10 protein-coding genes are annotated in these 16,969 nt (G+C 64.9%); 6 read left to right on the top strand and 4 right to left on the bottom strand.

Annotated elements, in window-relative coordinates; genetic code table 11:
• Position 1 precedes the first annotated feature (1 nt).
• The 3 genes from C1A13_RS12585 to C1A13_RS12570 are packed head-to-tail and all read left to right on the top strand — an operon-like array spanning position 2 to position 7,097.
• Positions 2 to 874: a carbohydrate ABC transporter permease gene (locus C1A13_RS12585; protein WP_101552535.1), complete on the top strand. Its 873-nt coding sequence runs from the start codon at positions 2 to 4 to the stop codon at positions 872 to 874.
• 51 nt (positions 875 to 925) lie between these two features.
• Positions 926 to 6,160 carry an exo-alpha-sialidase gene (locus tag C1A13_RS14930; RefSeq protein WP_172439282.1) on the top strand — a complete coding sequence of 1,745 codons (5,235 nt, stop codon included), beginning with the start codon at positions 926 to 928 and terminating at the stop codon, positions 6,158 to 6,160.
• A 55-nt stretch (positions 6,161 to 6,215) separates the two neighbouring features.
• On the top strand, positions 6,216 to 7,097 hold the full coding sequence (locus C1A13_RS12570; protein WP_172439281.1) for an N-acetylneuraminate lyase: 882 nt from the start codon (positions 6,216 to 6,218) through the stop codon (positions 7,095 to 7,097).
• 63 nt (positions 7,098 to 7,160) lie between these two features.
• On the opposite strand, the gene C1A13_RS12565 is transcribed toward C1A13_RS12570, so the two are convergent.
• Together C1A13_RS12565 and pyk are read right to left on the bottom strand one after the other, a co-directional pair.
• Entirely contained in the window at positions 7,161 to 8,075 is a 915-nt protein-coding gene (locus tag C1A13_RS12565) for a class B sortase (protein ID WP_101552527.1), read from the bottom strand.
• Between the two features lie 63 nt (positions 8,076 to 8,138).
• The gene (gene pyk, locus C1A13_RS12560) at positions 8,139 to 9,890 is read right to left on the bottom strand and encodes a pyruvate kinase (protein WP_172439280.1); all 1,752 of its coding nucleotides are present in this window, start codon (positions 9,888 to 9,890) and stop codon (positions 8,139 to 8,141) included.
• Between the two features lie 313 nt (positions 9,891 to 10,203).
• On the opposite strand from pyk, the gene C1A13_RS12555 reads away from it, so the two are divergent.
• Genes C1A13_RS12555 through C1A13_RS12545 form a run of 3 tightly spaced genes read left to right on the top strand, consistent with a single transcriptional unit; the run spans position 10,204 to position 13,844 of the window.
• The gene (locus tag C1A13_RS12555; RefSeq protein WP_101552524.1) at positions 10,204 to 10,581 is read left to right on the top strand and encodes a GntR family transcriptional regulator; all 378 of its coding nucleotides are present in this window, start codon (positions 10,204 to 10,206) and stop codon (positions 10,579 to 10,581) included.
• A complete protein-coding gene (locus tag C1A13_RS12550; RefSeq protein ID WP_101552521.1) occupies positions 10,574 to 11,473 on the top strand; it encodes an ABC transporter ATP-binding protein in 900 nt (299 codons plus the stop codon). The genes C1A13_RS12555 and C1A13_RS12550 overlap by 8 nt, the downstream gene beginning before the upstream one ends.
• Positions 11,448 to 13,844 (top strand): hypothetical protein, encoded by a 2,397-nt coding sequence (locus C1A13_RS12545; protein ID WP_101552519.1) that lies wholly within the window; start codon positions 11,448 to 11,450, stop codon positions 13,842 to 13,844. Before C1A13_RS12550 ends, C1A13_RS12545 begins: the two co-directional genes overlap by 26 nt.
• Positions 13,845 to 13,916: 72 nt before the next feature.
• Here the strand turns inward: C1A13_RS12545 and cls are convergent, their stop codons facing one another.
• Both cls and galE read right to left on the bottom strand, forming a co-directional pair.
• The gene (gene cls / locus C1A13_RS12540) at positions 13,917 to 15,467 is read right to left on the bottom strand and encodes a cardiolipin synthase (RefSeq protein WP_101553277.1); all 1,551 of its coding nucleotides are present in this window, start codon (positions 15,465 to 15,467) and stop codon (positions 13,917 to 13,919) included.
• A 140-nt stretch (positions 15,468 to 15,607) separates the two neighbouring features.
• The gene (gene galE / locus C1A13_RS12535; RefSeq protein WP_101552517.1) at positions 15,608 to 16,621 is read right to left on the bottom strand and encodes a UDP-glucose 4-epimerase GalE; all 1,014 of its coding nucleotides are present in this window, start codon (positions 16,619 to 16,621) and stop codon (positions 15,608 to 15,610) included.
• Positions 16,622 to 16,969 lie beyond the last annotated feature (348 nt).

The raw sequence follows: 16,969 nt of genomic DNA, 5'->3' as shown, positions 1-16,969 counted from the left end.
TATGGCCTGCAAGAGCACGGGCGAAAAAGTCTTTACAGTGGTCAACATCACCCTGCTGGTCCTGCTCTGCGTCTGCTTTTTGCTGCCGATGTTCATCGTCCTCATGCAGTCCTTCCTGTCACAGGACGAGATTTCCCGCCGGGGGACCTTTATCCTGATCCCTGAGGTGTTCGACGCGGCGGCCTACCGGATGATCCTCTCCAAGGGATCGAGCATCTTCAACGCCTATGGCGTCACCATTATGCGCGTGGTCGCGGGCACTGCCACCCAGCTGTTTTTCACCTGCACGATGGCTTACGCGCTCTCGAAAAACGACCTGCCCGGCCGCAGGCTGGTCATCGCGCTGATCAATGTGGCGATCGTCTTCCCGGTGCCGCTCGTGCCGCTCTTTCTGCTCGTGAAGGGGGTGGGGCTCTACGACAACTTCTGGTCGATGATCCTGCCCTTCGCGATCAATTCGGTGTACATCTTCATCATGAAGGCGTTCTACCAGCAGCTCCCGCCCGGCCTGGAGGAGGCCGCCATGATTGACGGCTGCAACCAGTTCCAGCTCTTCCGGCGGATCGTGCTGCCGCTGAGCCTGCCGTCGATCGCGACGGTGGGGATGATGTACGCCGTTTGGCACTGGAACGAGTGGTTCTATTCCTCGCTGTTCATCGTGGACAACGCCAAGCTGCCGCTGCAAAACATCATGCGCGGCATCATCCTCAACGCGAGCGGTTCCGACCTCGCCCTGCCGCTGGCCAACATGCCCCCGGCAGAGACGGTCAAATGCGCGGTCATCATTGTCAGCGTCGTCCCCATCCTCTGCATCTACCCCTTCGTACAGAAATACTTTGCCAAGGGCTTCCTTGTCGGAAGCGTGAAAGAGTAAGCATGTAAACGCGTGAGGAGAGAAGGAGAACCGAGCATGAGAGAGAAAAGGATGAAAAGAGGACTGTCCCTGCTGCTTGCGGTGCTCATGGCCTGCACCATGGGCGCCGGGCCGGTGTGGGCGCAGGAGGGTCTCTCCGCGCCTCCCGCGCGGTCCGAATCCGCGGATTCCGCGGTTTCGGACGCGCCCGTCGGCCCGGACGCGCCCGTCGGCCCGGACGAGCCTGTCGACCCGGACGAGCCTGTCGACCCGGACGCGCCTGTCGACCCGGACGCGCCGACCGACCCGGACGCGCCCGTTGACCCGGACGCGCCCACCGACCCGGACGCGCCCGTCGACCCGGACGCGCCCACCGACCCGGACGCGCCCACCGACCCGGACGCGCCCGTTGACCCGGACGCGCCCGTTGACCCGGACGCGCCAACCGACCCGGACGCGCCCGTCGACCCGGACGCGCCCACCGACCCGGACGCGCCCGTCGACCCGGACGCGCCAACCGACCCGGACGCGCCCACCGACCCGGACGCGCCCGTCGATCCGGACGCGCTGCCGGAAGGGTTCGTCGCCGCCTCGGCGGTGCGCGCCCGGAACGCGGCTGTTTCCGGGGAGACACTGCTCGACGAGAACTTTTCCCCCGACGGCCTGGCCGGGGAGTGGTCGTTCGCCGGCAACGCGGCGGTGGGGCCGGAGGGAGGCCTCCTGCTGACCGGCGCGACGGGCGTAAACGTTCAGGCGCAGCTGTTCCGCACCCTGGACGCCGACCGCTACACGGTGGAATTCAGGGCCCGGGTGGAGCAATACACCTCCGGCAGCGCCAACCTTTCCTTCAAGCTGGCCCTGGGGGGAAGGCGGCTGATGTTCAAGATCAACGAGGATCAGCTCCGGTACTGCACGCCGGAGGGGACGTGGGCCGGTTCCTCCGCTTTTGCGGCGGGCACCGACTGGCATACCTACCGGTTCAAGGTGGACCGGACCGGGGAGACCCCCTCGGCGAAGCTCTATGTGGACGACCGCCAAATAACGGAGATCGCCTTCCAGGAGGACGGCAATGAACCCGTCCTCGAATTCTGGGTGAACGGGACGGCGGACAGCCCGTCGGTCGCGGGCGTGGAGTACCTGCGGGTGACGGGCGGCGGCGCGCCGCAGGAATCCGGGGAGCTCTTCAAATATGTGGACGAGCATTTCGCCGACTTCGGAAAGGAGTACGCGTGGTCTTCAAGCGGCACGGTCGAGGTCACCGACGGGCCGGCGCTCCGGCTGGCCAGCACGAACCAGCCGAACTCGATCATCGGCCTCGAGACCGCGGTCCCGCAGAAGCATGTGCTGGAATTCAAGGCGCGCGTGGGGCGGTTCGGCACGGGCGAAGTCACCTCGAACAAGAGCACCCTCGCCAGCAAAATCGCAATCGACGACACCTACCGCCTCATGTTCAGCATCGAGGAGACGGAACTGCGCTTCTGCAGCGGCGGGAGCACCTGGGGCGGCCATTATTCCTTTGAGGCGGGGAACGACTGGCATGTCTACCGCTTTGAGGTCGAGAAGAGCGACAACCCCACCGCCAAGCTCTACATTGACGACGACTACAAGTGCGACATCACACTGCAGAAGGACAAGAACGGCGACCTGATCCAGTTTTGGAGCCAGGGCACGCCCGGACAGCCGACCGAGGCGTTCCTCGAATATGTGACCCTCGCCTACGAGGTGCCGGCGGACTCGGTGCCGATCTGGAGCAAGCGGGAGAAACTGCGGGTAACCGAGGTGCTTGACGACCGGATTTCCGTCGAGTGGGACGCCCCGCGGATGGCGGTCGACGGCTACCGCCTTTACGCCGACGGGAAGCTGGCGGGGGAGGTGGACGGCGCGGCGGCCTCCTATACCTTTACCGGCCTCGAGGAGAGCACCTCCTACCTCTTCAAGGTGGAGGCGGGCAATGCGAACGGCTACAGCTCCGACGGTCCGTCGGTGACGGCCTCCACCCCCTTCGACCCGGCCTCCAACAAGCTCGGGGAGAGCGTCGTCTGGCAGGCGGGCACCGAGGGGTACGGCCACTTCCGCATCCCCGGCATCGTGACCACCGCCGCCGGGACGCTGCTCGCCTACACCGAGGCGCGTAAAAATGCGGGCGACTGGGCGCCGATGGACGTGCTGATGAAGCGCAGCACCGACGGCGGCAACACCTGGAGCGAATCGCAGATGCTCGCCGCGGGTTCCCAGGCGGGCAAGACGGTGAATAACCCCGTCATGATCGCGTCGCGGGACGGCACGGTGCATCTGCTCTACTGCGTCATGTACGGCGTGGAGTCGTCCAACGGAGGCGTCTTCTACCGCCGCAGTGACGACGACGGGGTGAGCTGGAGCGAGCCGGAGGAGATCTCCGACATGACGAGCCCGGAGATCCGCAACGTCATCGCCACCGGCCCCGGCCACGGCATCGAGCTGCGCGACGGCACGCTGCTCGTGCCCGTCTGGCTGGTGCTCAAGGAGTCGGGCGAGGCGGACATGTCCCACCATCCGGCGGTGGTGACCACCCTTTACAGCACCGACGCCGGCGGAAGCTGGCAGCTCGGCGAGCTGGTCCATCCCACCGGGGAGATGTCCGACCCCAACGAGACGACGGCGGTCGAGCTGAGCGACGGCAGCGTCATGCTCAACATGCGCAACGTCTCTCCCGCCAAACGGCGGTCGATCACTGTAAGCCCCAACGGCTACGACGGCTGGAGCGAGCCCCGCTTCGACGACGCGCTGCCCGACCCCACCTGCTTTGGCAGCCTCGTGCGCTACGACAGCGGCACCATCCTCTTTGTCAACGCCGAGAGCACGAGCTCCCGCTCCAACATCGCCGTCAAGGCGAGCTATGACGACGGCAGGACCTGGTCTGCCAAGCGGACCATCCTCGCAAAGGACGGCGGGTATTCCGACATCACGGTGGACGAGGACGGCACGGTCTGCGTGCTGGCGGAGAACTCCCCGGGCGGAAATTTCACCCTGAAGCTGCTGCGCTTTTCCCTCGACTGGCTCGAGGCGGACAACAAGGCCAGCCTCAAGGCGGTCTCCTTTGAGCCGCAGGCGGAGATCGAGCCGGCGTTCAGTCCGCTTGTCAACGACTATCAGGTGCGTGTGGCGGAGGGGACGGCGGCGCTCGACATCCGGTTCGTCCCCTTTGACGGGACGGCGGAAATCGCCGTCAACGGGGAGGTCCTTTCGGGGGACAGCTTCCGCGCGGAGCTTACCGGCCTGCGCACGCCGGTCTCCGTTGAAGTCCGCGCGGGTGGCAGGACCGTCGGGTACACCTTCACCGTTCTCCGGGACGGGAAGGTCCCGGAGGACGCCCTGATCCTCCACTACGACATGGAGCGGCTTTCGGGCGGCATGGTCCCCGACCTCTCGGGCCTGGGCAACAGCGCCGCCGCGCGCAACGTCTCCATCACCGCGGACGGGCGGTACGGCAGCGGGCTCGCCTGCGGCGGCAGCGGGAGCTTCCTCGACGTCAACGAGCCGCTGGGCGGGGACTTCGGGGAGGGCGAATTCACCGCCTCCCTCTGGGTCAAGCCGAGCGACCTCACCGACCAGAAGCTGCTCTTCTGGTACGGCGGATATACGGCGGGTGCGAAACAGTGGTGGGTGCGCCTCAATAGCGGCACCCTCCAGTTCAACATCGGGAACGGCGCCGAGGAGTCCACGCTGAACGCGGCGGAAAAGATCAGGGCCGGCCGCTGGACCCATCTCGCGATCGTCAACCGCGCGCAGGCGCAGGAGATCTACATCGATGGGAAGCTCTCCGCCTCCAAGCCGAAGGACCGGCAGTACGACGTCAACGGGGAGAACATCCTGCGCATCGGCATGAGCAAAAATAACGGCAGCGCAACGCGGGAGTTTAAGGGCGCGATGGACGAGGTGCGCCTCTATAACTACGCCCTGTCCGCCGGGGAGATTCTGGCGCTTAAGGGCGCGCGCAGCGCCGATGAGGCCGCCTCGCGCGGGAGCTTTACCGACTCGGCGGGGACGACGCTGCCCTACCGGCTCATCCTGCCCGAGGATTACAGCGCGGACAGGACCTACCCGCTCGTCCTCTTCCTGCACGGGGCGGGCGCGCGCGGAACCGACAACGAAAAGCAGCTTGCCGAGGCGGGCGTCTTCCAGAAGATCCTCGACAGGCAGGATGCGGACTACGACTGCATCATGGTCGCCCCGCAGATCGGCACGGACAGCCAGTGGGTGAACACCCCGTGGGCGGACGGCTCCTACGACCTGTCGGAGACCCCGGAGAGCGCCTCGATGCAGGCGGTTGAGGAGCTGCTCGAAAAACTCTGCGGCGACTACCGCGTCGACAGGGACCGGCTCTACCTGGTCGGGATTTCGATGGGCGGCTACGGCGTGTGGGACATGGCGATGCGCAGCCCGGACCTCTTCGCCGCGGCGGTCCCCATCTGCGGCGCGGGCGACCCGGAGGAGGCGGCGCTCCTGAAAAACCTGCCCGTCTGGGCGTTCCACGGCGACGCGGACCCGACCGTGCCGGTTGCCGGTTCCCGCGAAATGACGGAGGCCCTGCGGGCGGCGGGCGGAGAGGCGCGCTACACCGAATATCCCGGCGTGGGCCACAGCTGCTGGTTCAACGCCTATAACGAGCCGGAGCTGCCGGGCTGGCTCTTCGCACAGAAGAGGTCCGCCGATACGCCGCCGGCTCCCGGCGGAAAGCCGGGACGCGGCGGGTCGGGCGGCGGCGGTTCCCCCCGCGGCGAGGCGGACGCCTACTGGAGCAGGCTTGCGGACGCCATCCGCCGTGCGAAGGACGGCGACGTCGTCAAAGCGAACCCGGGCAAATTCGACGAAATGCCCCGCTCGGTGCTGGACGCGCTGCGCGGACGCGACGTGACGCTGGTCGTCAGCGGAAACTTCGCCGGCGGCCCCATCGTGATCTACGGCGGCGACGTTCTGCCCCGCGAGAAGGGGAGGGTCTTCTACCCGCTAAGCGATCTCGCGGAGCTCTATGCGGAAACGGGCGGCGAAAGCCTGCCGGAAGCGTCCGCGCAAGGCCGTGTGAATCCCGTCACGGGCGGTACGGTCCACGTGGTCGACGCGCCCGCCGCGGCGCGGGGCACGCCTCCCGCGGAGCCCGAAACGGCGGCGCCCGACGCGGCGGTCAAGGCGGCGGTTCCGCAGGCGCGGCCCGCGACGGATGCCGCCGCCCCTGCGGCGGCCCCTGCGGCGCCCGCGCTGGCGCTCCTGCTGGCGGCCTGCGCGGCCGCCGCGGTCGCCGGACTGGCATGGAAACGGAAACAGCCCTGAAAAAACACACCCCCGGGGCGGCGACAGCCGCCCCGGGCAAAAAGGATGCGACATGATGAAAAAGGAATACGCGGGCCTGCACGCGGCGCTGGTGACCCCCTACACGGAGACCGGGGAGGTGAATTACCGGGAACTCAAAAAGCTGGTGCGCCGCCTGATCGCGGAAGGAATCGACGGATTTTACGTGGGCGGCAGCACGGCGGAGACCTTCCTGCTGACCGAATCGGAGCGCAAGGGGATCCTCGAGGCGGTGCTCGAGGAGAACAACGGCGAAAAACTGGTCATTTCCCACGTGGGCGCGATCTCCACCCGGCAGGCGGTCGACTTTGCGCAGCACGCCGAGGCCGCGGGCACCGACGCCGTCTCCGCGATCAGCCCCTTCTACTATAAGTTCACCCAGCGGGAGATCGAGGACTACTACCTCGAGATCATGGCGGGGAGCGGACTGCCGATGTTCGTCTACAACTTCCCGAACCTCTCGGGGTTCGCGCTGACCGACCCCTTCCTCGAACGGCTCAAATCCAGCTCCCGGCTGGCCGGGATCAAATTCACCAGCTCGGACATGTTCCAGCTCGAACGGATCAAGGCCCGCAATCCCGGCCTCACCGTGTGGAACGGCTTTGACGAGATGCTCCTGTCCGGGCTTGCCGCGGGAGCGGACGGGGGCGTGGGCAGCACCTACAATTGCCTGCTCCCGCTTGTGCGCGGGGTATACGACCGGTTCCGCGCGGGCGACCCCGCGCGGGCGCTCGCCTTCCAGCGCAGGGCGAACGAGGCGATCGAAGTCATCTGCCGCCACGGGGTGTTCGCATCGGTCAAAAAGCTGCTCGAATATTCCGGCATCGAATCCCACGGATGCAGGCGCCCGTTTTCCCCGCTCTCCCCCGAAGGGGAGGCGGAGCTGCGCCGCGTCTACGAGACCCACCTCGCCCGCTGAGGCGGACGGGGACGCAAAAAGGGCCCGCAGGCTTTGCCTGCGGGCCCTTTTTCATTATGCTGTTCAGCTGTACTGCGGCTTCTTGGGATCGGGGTTGACGGTCATCTCGAGGGTATCGGGAGTGGCCTCGCCCGGACGGACCAGGCGGGCGCAGATGAGGAACTTGGTGGCCTCGTCGATCGCCTTGTTGGTGTAGCCGGTCGGATATGTACAGGTGGAGAGGATCAGGATCTTGTCGGAGGGGGTCACGTCGACGTCGATGTCGAACTGGGAGCGGTCCTTGAGCTCCGCGATCAGCTCGTTGAAGTTCTGGTCCTTATACTCGGGCAGGTTGTAGGAGAGCTTGGTGTCCACATAGGAGACCGCGAAGACCTTCCAGGTCATGTCGTCCTCGGCGGTGGAGAAGTAGATGTAGGGGTGCTTTTTCGCCCACTCGATGTCGAGGTATTTTTTCAGCTGGGTGAACTTATCCTGCTCCGGGTCGTCCCTGATCGTGTCGGACATGCTGTGCCCGTAGATGATCGTGTTCTGGGAGAGCTCGTTGCGGTTGCCGATCTTGTTCTCATAGTCCGCCCAGTAGCAGCCGTAGAAGCTGTAGTTCTTGTTGATGTCCTTACGCTCGTAATAGAGGTTGTCGGACGCCTGGGGCGGGGTGGAGACGTACTGAAGCACCTCGTTGTCGATCAGGGTGTCGGGGACGCGGATCCAGCCGACGACGTCGTTGTTGACGTTGTAGGCCTTGTTGAGTTTTTCAAGCAGTTCGCCCTCGGGAGCCACGGGTTCCGCGACGGGGGTGAGGTCGACATCCTCCAAGGGGTTGATGAACGCCGGGACTTTCGGCTGAGAGGAGACGTCGGAGGAGGAGGGACCCTCGTCCTCGCCCGGCTTTGCGCGCTCGCCGCAGGCCGCCATCGTGAGCAGCATGGCAATCGCCAGGAACAGCGCGATCAAACGGTTGGAAAGGTGTAAGCGTTTCATATACAGACTCCTTTATCGTAGACTCATTTATCGTGACGCCCCGCGGGGGGCATTGCCAGCGTTTTATTCTGTCCTGGTGCGGTTGCTGACCGTACCGGCCGAGGCGTCGACCTCCACGACGGAGGAGGATTTGAGGATCGCGGTCGCGTTCTCCGCGAAGACGATGACGGGGATATCGAGCGCCATGCCGACGATCGCGGCGTGGGAATTGAGGCCCCCCCGCTCGGTCACGATGCCGGACGCCTTCTTGAGGATGGGCAGCAGCGCGTTGGAGGTCTGGGGGATGACGAGGATGTCGCCGTCGTTAAAGTTCTTGAGCGCCTCCTCCTCGGTCCTGGCGACGCACAGCCTGCCGAAGGCCGACCGTTTGTTGACTCCCTGCCCGGTGACGAGGATGTCGCCGACCACATGGACCTTGAGCAGGTTGGTGGTGCCGTTGACCCCCAGCGGGACCCCCGCGGTGATGACCACGATGTCGCCGTCGTGCACATACCCGGCGGCCTTCGACTTCGCGACGGCGTGGGTAAAGAGGTCGTCGGTGTTCTCCTTCACGTCGCAGAGCAGGGGCGTGACCCCCCACGAGAGGGCGAGCTGCCAGTAGGTGGCCTTCTCATGGGTGCAGGCGATGACCGGGATGTCGGGGCGGTACTTGGAGAGCATCCGCGCCGTCGTGCCCGACCAGGTGACGGTGATGATCGCGGCCGCGCCCAAATCGTAGGCGGTGGTGCAGGTGGCGTGGGAGATCGCGTTGGTGATATCGGGGAGCCGCTCGTTCGAGCGGGAGTAGAAGCGTTTGCGGTAGTCGATGTCCCGTTCGGCGCGCTCGGCGATCTGCGCCATCGTGCGCACCGCCTCGACGGGGTAGTCGCCCGCGGCCGTCTCGCCCGAAAGCATCACCGCGCTCGTCCCGTCGTAGATCGCGTTGGCCACGTCGGCGGCCTCGGCGCGGGTGGGGCGGGGGCTGTGGATCATGCTTTCGAGCATCTGGGTGGCGGTGATGACCATCTTGCCGGTGTTGTAGCATTTTTTGATCAGCAGCTTCTGGAAGACGGGCACGTCCTCAAGGGGGACCTCCACGCCCATATCGCCGCGCGCGACCATGATGCCGTCCGAGACGCGCAGGATCTCGTCGATGTTTTTGACCCCTTCCGCGTTCTCGATCTTCGCGATGATGCGGATGGTCTGGTTGCCCTGCCGCTCGAGCAGCTGGCGGATCTCCAGAATGTCGTCCGCCCGGCTGACGAAGGAGGCGGCGATGAAGTCGAAGCCGGTCTCCGCGCCGAAGAGGATGTCCGAACGGTCGCGCTCGCTGATGTAGGGCATCGAGAGGCGCACGCCGGGGACGTTGACCCCCTTGTGGTCGGAGATGACGCCGCCGTTGACGATTTCGGTGTCGATGGCGCCGTCGTGGGTTCCGGTGACGCGCAATTCGATGGCGCCGTCGTTGAGCAGGATGGTGTCCCCCCTGCCCACGTCCTCGGCGAGGCCGGGGAAGGTGATCGAGGCGCGCGTCTCGTCCCCCTCGCACTCGTCGGCGGTCAGCGTGAAATGGCTGCCCGCGTGCAGTTCGGCCTTCCCGCCCTTGAAGACGCCGAGACGGATCTCCGGGCCCTTGGTGTCGAGCAGGGTGGCGACGGGCAGGCGCAGCTCTTCGCGCAGGCGGCTGACCCGCTCGAAGGTGGCCTTGTGGCTCTCGTGGGAGCCGTGGGAAAAGTTGAAGCGCGCGACGTCCATGCCGGCGCAGATCAGGCTGTGAATCCGTTCTTCACTGTCGGACGCGGGGCCGAGGGTGCAGACGATCTTGGTTTTCCTCAAAAGCAATCCACCTCGTGATTTAGTGTGAAAAGACAGGGGCCCGAAAAAGCGCTCACGCGGGCTTCCGGCCGGGAAAACCGGCGCGGCGGACCCGCCGTCAGGAAGCAATTTCAGATCATATCTCCCTAAAGTATACCATCATTTTTACGGGTGTCAAATGGATTGGGAAAAATTCATAAAACCTTTAAAAACGCCCTCTTTCGGAAAAAGCCGCAATTTCCTCTTGCATTTTCCTGGCGGGTGTGGTAAGCTGTAACTGTACTAATCGTTTTAATACAGACGATACGATTAATCGACCGAAAGGGGTGGAACCGTGCTGTCGCTTGATTTGCAGAGCCGCCAGCCGATCTATGAACAGCTGGTCCGGGGGCTCTCCGAACTGGTATCTCTGGGGGCGCTCGCGCCCGACGAGCAGCTGCCGAGCGTGCGCAGCCTCGCGAGGGACCTGGGCGTCAACCCGAACACCGTGCAGAAGGCCTATCAGGAGCTTGAACGCAGCGGCGTCATCTACTCCGTCGCGGGCAAGGGCAGCTTCGTTTCGCCCGGACCGGCCGCGGCGCGGATGCTGCGCGGGCAGCGGCTGGAAAAGCTCCGGGAGGCCGCCGCGGAGGGCCGGCGTGCGGGAATCCCGCGCGAAGAGGCGCTCGGGGCGGTCGAAGCGGTATATGAGGAGGGAACGAACCATGATTAAAGCGCAGTCGCTCGTGAAGTGCTTCGGGGATTTCACGGCGCTTTCCTCGCTCGACACCGAGATCCACGCAGGCTCGATCTACGGGCTTGTGGGGTCCAACGGGTCGGGCAAATCGACCTTCCTGCGGCTGGCGTCGGGGGTCTACATGCCCGACGGCGGGCAGGTCACGGTCGCCGGGGAGCCGGTTTACGAGAACATCGCGGTCAAGGAACGGATCTTTTTCGTCGCGGACGACCTGTACTTCCTGCCGCAGAGCACCCTCGAAGAGATGGCCACATTCTATAAACAAATTTATAGACGGTTTTCGGACACAAAATACAAAAAACTTTGCACAATTTTCCCCCTGGATCCCCGCCAGAAACTCGGCACCTTTTCCAAGGGGATGAAACGGCAGGCGGCGCTGCTGCTCGCCCTCTCCTGCGAACCCGACCTGCTGCTGCTCGACGAGGCGTTCGACGGGCTCGATCCGGTGATGCGCGGCGCGGTGAAGAAGCTCCTGTCGGACGACATCGCGTCGCGGGAGATGACCGTCGTGATCACAAGCCACAACCTGCGGGAGCTTGAGGACCTGTGCGACCACGTGGGGCTTCTGCACCAGGGGAAAATCCTCTTCGAGCGGGAGCTCGACGAGCTCAAGCTCGGCTTCTGCAAGGTGCACGCGGCCTTCCCGCAGGGGATGGACGACGCGGCGCTTGCGGGGCTCAACATCATGCAGGCGGTCCGCACGGGCAGCCTCGTGACCCTCGTCGTGCGGGGAAATTCCGCCGAGGCGTCGGACTATCTGCTGCGGCAGGGCGCCGTCTTTGCGGAAGGGGTCCCGCTCACCCTCGAGGAGGTATTCATTCATGAAATGGAGGCGGTCGGATATGACTACAACAACATCCTCTTCTAAGCCCGGCCGGTTCCGCGAGCTCTACCGGGACATCCTGCACCGCAACCGGGGCTACCTCTGGCTCTATTCCGCGCTTGTGGCGGTCTGCTACCCGCTGCTCTTCGCGCTCGAGGCGTTCAAGCGGGTGGACCCGGCCGAGGCCGCCCGCATCCAGGCGTACGCGCCCGAAACGCTCGCCCAAAACCCGATGTATTTCTACAGCTTCGAGGGCCTCGGCTGCAACTTCGCGGGCGTGTCGATCGTCTTTTTCCTGATGATCGCGCTGCTCGCGCCCATGATTCTCGCCCTCGTGCTCAACAGCTACATGCACTCCAAAAAGGCGTCCGACGTCTACCACGCGATTCCCGTCTCCCGCGGGACGCTCCTGACGGCAAACGCCGCCGTGGGCATGACGATCGTCGGGCTTCCGCTGGCCGCCTCCAACCTCTTCATCATGGCGGTGCAGATCGCAAAATTCGGCTTTCTGCCCGACGTGACCGCCTACCTCTGGCTCGACGCGCTCGGCTGGATGATCTGCGGCTTTGCGATCTACGCGGTCACCACCTTTGTCTCGGTCTGCGTCGGCACCGTCTTCGACACCTTCGTGCTGTCGGGGACCCTGCTGCTCGCCGCCCCCGTCCTTTCGGCGCTGGGGCTCACCGTCACAGAGCTCTTTCTCTTTGGCTGGAGCGCGGGGGTGGACGCGCTCACCTTCGTAACCAGGCTCTCCCCCGTGACGCTGATGATCGAACGGTTCGCCATCGCGGACGGGACGCTCGGCGCTTCCTCCCCGATCAGGCTGTTCGGGCCGGACCGCCTGCCGGGCGCGAACCTCGCGCTGCTCGTCTGGCTGGCGCTCGGACTGCTCATCTTCCTGGCCGCCGTGCGCGTCTACCGCCGCCGCAGGACCGAGGTCGCGGAGACCACCTCCTCGCGCGGCGTCCTGCAGGCGCTGGTCAAGCTGGCGGGCACCGCCGTCTGCGGCGTGACCGCCGGGCTGATCGCCTGCTCCGGCAGCCACGGGCGGACCGATTTCCTGCTCTGGACGGCGCTCATCGGCGCGCTCGCCTACGCGGTGGCCGAGGTCGTCCTCAACCGCGGCTTCAAGACGCTCGTGCGCAGCCTGCCGCTGGGCGCGGCGACGGTCGCCGGCGTCGTGCTCGTCTCCCTCATCCCGATGACCGGCGCGTTCGGCTATGAAAGCCGCGTGCCCGTGCCGGAGGAGGTCGCTGCGGTGGAGATCGGCTACACCGGCCGCTACGCCGCGGACATCAGCATCTGCCGTGTGGAGCCCGGCCTCCCCGATAACGGGGGCAAAGCCGGCCGGGCCGTCGGCTACACGAACGAGGTGCTGCTTTCGTCGCCGGAGGATCTGTCGGCGGTGGAGGCGTTCCACCGGGACGTGATCGCCAAGCGGTACCGCCCCTACGAGGGGATCACCCTCGAGCCGGGCGAGGAATACATGCACCTGGGCAGCACGATCACCTACACCCTCAAGAACGGCCGCACCCTCACCCGCCGGTACGAGGGCGCGGGCACCAGCTCGATCCGTCTGCTCGCGCCGCTGGAGACGAGCCCCGACCTGCTCGCGCAGACCCACCCGGCGTTCTTCGACCGGGGTCAGGACGTCAAAAAATGGCGGATCTCCGACCCCTTCGGGGCCTGGACGGTGGAAAAGGCGTGGCCGGCCGCCGATTCGCAGGCGCTTCTGGACGCGATGCGGACCGACCTGCTCGCGCAGACCGCCGAGGACCTGCTGCACCCGTCGGACGCGCCCGTCGCGTGGGTGACGTTCGAGGCGGACCTCCCGCCCGAGGGTGCGCCGCGCGCCTCCACGAGCGGCAGCTTCCTCGTGACGGAGAGCTCCTTGCATACCCGCGCCTTCCTCGCGGAGAAGGGAGTGCTCGACGAGATCGCACCTGACTTGGACGCCTGCTACGCGGTGGGGGTCTCCGGCTCGGGCGTACGGTATCTCACCACGTCGGACAGCGCGGTGCTCCAGGTGATCCCGGGGCGTGGGGAGTTCACCGCCAACGACTACGACTACCTGAAGGAGAACGTCGAAGCCTCCCGGCGGTATTACGCCGAGAACCCAGACGTGCTGGCGGCGGACTTCTCGCCGGGGGAGGACGTGGAGCTCGACGAGTGGGGGAACGCCGTCGTGCAGGCCCAGATGGCGGGCGCGAGCGAAGTCCTCTTCGAGGACCCGGCGGATATCGCCGTGCTGGCCGCGGCCGCCGTGCCGAGCTGGGACACGACCGAGCCGGTCGTCTGCGCGAACTTCTGGTTCAGGGGCGCGACGGGCGGAACGCCGGTCCTCCTGCCCCTCTCCCGCCTGCCGGAGGACCTCCGCCAGCGGATCGCATATCCCTATGGGGTCCCCGGAGAATAAACCGTCTCCTCCTGCAAATAGAAGCGGGCCGCCTGGTAAAGGCGGCCCGCTTCTGCATAAGCCGGAAAAGGCCTACATGATGGGCGAGAAGAGGCGCAGGAAGGCGCGCACGATCCGCTTCCACAGCTTGACGTGCTTGATGTAGTCGCGGGGGATTTCAAAGCATTTGCCGAAGGTCTTTACGATGTCGTCCCGGACGTCGGCCACGACGCCCGACTGGTAGAAGCAGACCCCGCACTCGAAGTGCAGGTAGAAGCTGCGGTAGTCCATGTTGGCGGTCCCGACGATCGCGACCTTGTCGTCCGAGACATACATCTTCGCGTGGACGAAGCCGGGGGTGTATTCATAGATGCGCACCCCCGCGTTGAGCAGCGGCTGATAGAAGGACTGGGTGGTCTGGTGCACGACCCATTTGTCGGGGATGTGGGGGGTGATGATGCGCACGTCGACTCCGCTGCGCGCCGCAATCTGCAGCGCGGTGATCATCTCGCTGTCGAGGATGAGATAGGGGGTGGTGATGTAGACGTAGCGGGTGGCGCGGTTGATGATCTGCATGTACGTCTCCTCCGAGACGTTGATCTGGTCGAGCGGAGAATCGCCGAACGGCTGCACGAAGCCGTCGCACGGCTGGGGCTGGGTGGGGCGGTACCGGGCGAAGTCATGGTCGGTGGGGACGGTGAAATTCCACAGAGAGAGGAACATCGCCGTCAGCCCCCACACGCCGTCGCCGCGCAGCAGCACGCCGGTGTCCTTCCAGTGGCCGTGCTTTTCGTAGTCGTTGATGTATTCGTCGGCGATATTGATGCCGCCGCAGAACCCCACGTTGCCGTCGATCACGGTGATCTTGCGGTGGTCGCGGTAGTTCATCATCGAGTTGAGGTGGGGCTGGAAGGGGTTGAAGAGCGCGCACTTGATGCCCGCCTTGCGCAGCTTGGCGGCGTAGTTGGCGGGCAGCGTCATGATCGAGCCGAGGTCATCGTACATGAAGCGCACGTCCACCCCCTCCGCGGCCTTTTCGCGGAGGATCTGAAAGATCGGCTCCCACATGACCCCCTCCTCGAGGATAAAGTACTCCATGAAGATGAACCGTTTGGCCTTGGGCAGCTCCTCGAGCATCCGCGCCCACATCGTTTCGCCGATGGGCAGGTATTCCGACTGGGTGTTTTTCCAGAGGGGGGATCCGGTGGTGCGCAGGATATAGTCGGAGAGGGTGGCCATGCCGGGGTCCGCCTCCCGCAGCTCCTCGACGCAGGAGGCGTCCTGCGCCAGCACGCGGGGGGCGCTCTTCTCAGCCAGCGTGATCCGCCGGGCGAGCTTTTTCGGCATGCTCTTGTTGCCGAACATGAGGTAGAAAAGCCCGCCGAAGATGGGGAAGATCAAAATGGGAATGATCCACGCCAGCTTGTAGGCGGGGTTTTCATCCTTGCTGACCAGCCAGACCGCGATCGTGACGCTCAGCGCGGTGAGGAATCCGTAGACGGCCACAAAGTGGTCGCCCAGCAGGATGATCGCCACCAGCAGGATCGCCAGCTGGACCAGCATCAGCAGGATGACGATGGACAGCTTGCCGAAAAGCAGGCTGAATACGGATTTTGCATGCATCTGTTGTTTTTTCTTTGCCATAAACATCCCTCGATCTTTTTTCGGCAGGGCCAACACATTCCAAACAAGTCACATCATAGCAGTTTTCCCCATAAAGTTCAAGAAGATGACGGAAGGGGCAAAAAAACGGGAGGCGGCCTTCGCCGCCTCCCGGAAAGGACTCAAAGCCCGTTGGGATTCTTTTTGCTGAAATTCCAGTTGTCCTCGCACATGTCGTCGAGCGTCCGTTCGGCCGTCCATCCGAGCAGCTCCTTCGCCTTGGAAGCGTCCGCGTAGGAGTTGGCGATGTCGCCGGGGCGGCGGGGCGCGATGTGGTGCTTGATCGGCTTGCCGCAGGCCTTCTCGAAGGCGTGGAGCACGTCGAGCACCGAGTAGCCGTGGCCGGTGCCGAGGTTGATCGCCTCCACGCCGGTGCGGTCGAGGACGTAGTCGAGCGCCTTCAGATGTCCCACCGCGAGGTCGACCACGTGGATGTAGTCGCGCACGCCGGTGCCGTCGTGCGTCTCGTAGTCGTCGCCGTAGATGGCCAGGTCCTCGAGCTTGCCGGTCGCCACCTGCGCGATGTAGGGCAGGAGGTTGTTGGGGATGCCGTTGGGGTCCTCACCGAGCAGGCCGCTTTTGTGCGCGCCGATGGGGTTGAAGTAGCGCAGCAGCGCGACGCTCCACGCGGGATCGGCCATCCACAGATCGGTGAGGATCTGCTCGATATAGAGCTTGGTGGTGCCGTAGGGGTTGGTGGCCGCGTGGGGCAGCGGCATATCCTCGCGGAAGGGGACGGGATTCTCCATGCCGTAGACGGTGGCGGAGGAGGAGAAGACGATCTTTTTGCAGCCGTGCGCCGCCATCACTTCGCAGAGGACGAGGGTGCCGGTGAGGTTGTTGTGATAGTAGCGCAGCGGAATGCGGCAGGATTCGCCGACCGCCTTGAGCCCCGCGAAATGGATGACCGCGTCAATCTGGTTCTGCTCGAACACCCGCTCCACCCCGGCTTTGTCGAGCAGGTCGGCCTCGTAGAATTTGAAGTCCTTGCCGGTAATCTGGCGGATGCGTTTGAGGGCCTCGGGCTTGGAGTTGACGAAATTGTCCAGCACAACGATTTCCTTGCCCGCGTTCAGCAGCTCCACGCAGGTGTGGGAACCGATGTAGCCGGCGCCTCCGGTGACTAAAATTGACATGTGCGATCACTCCTTATCATAACTGTATGGATGTCATTTTCCGTAATTTCAGTATAGTCGGAGCGGGTATCGCTGTCAATGCGCTGGATAAAACACGCAACAATCCTCCATAAAGTCGCAACAAAACTGACGCTCCGCCGGGGGATTTGCCGCGCTGCGCCCGGCGGGGCTTCTTTTTAGATTTTCCGCCCGGCGGACGGAAGGCCTTTTTTGCGCCCCTCCGGGGCGCTTTAGGGGAGCCGCCTTCGGCGGCATAGATTGCCGGGTCCCGCCCCGGCGGGCGGGCCGACTTCTTGCGCGCCCAAGAAGTCGGCGGAAGAAGGGCGCTCAAGGGGACTTCCGCCAGTC

Source organism: Anaerotruncus massiliensis (ex Togo et al. 2026), from assembly GCF_900199635.1.
In the GTDB taxonomy this organism is placed as follows: Bacteria; Bacillota; Clostridia; order Oscillospirales; family Ruminococcaceae; genus Anaerotruncus; species Anaerotruncus massiliensis.
This window is presented reverse-complemented; position numbering and strand designations above follow the sequence as displayed.

Excerpts from the sequence above, each read along its gene's own strand:
- C1A13_RS12585 (WP_101552535.1), top strand. The coding sequence starts at position 2 with ATGGCCTGCAAGAGCACGGGCGAAAAAGTCTTTACAGTGGTCAACATC.
- C1A13_RS14930 (WP_172439282.1), top strand. The coding sequence starts at position 926 with ATGAAAAGAGGACTGTCCCTGCTGCTTGCGGTGCTCATGGCCTGCACC.
- C1A13_RS12570 (WP_172439281.1), top strand. The coding sequence starts at position 6,216 with ATGAAAAAGGAATACGCGGGCCTGCACGCGGCGCTGGTGACCCCCTAC.
- C1A13_RS12565 (WP_101552527.1), bottom strand. The coding sequence starts at position 8,075 with ATGAAACGCTTACACCTTTCCAACCGTTTGATCGCGCTGTTCCTGGCG.
- C1A13_RS12550 (WP_101552521.1), top strand. The coding sequence starts at position 10,574 with ATGATTAAAGCGCAGTCGCTCGTGAAGTGCTTCGGGGATTTCACGGCG.
- C1A13_RS12545 (WP_101552519.1), top strand. The coding sequence starts at position 11,448 with ATGACTACAACAACATCCTCTTCTAAGCCCGGCCGGTTCCGCGAGCTC.
- cls (WP_101553277.1), bottom strand. The coding sequence starts at position 15,467 with ATGGCAAAGAAAAAACAACAGATGCATGCAAAATCCGTATTCAGCCTG.
- galE (WP_101552517.1), bottom strand. The coding sequence starts at position 16,621 with ATGTCAATTTTAGTCACCGGAGGCGCCGGCTACATCGGTTCCCACACC.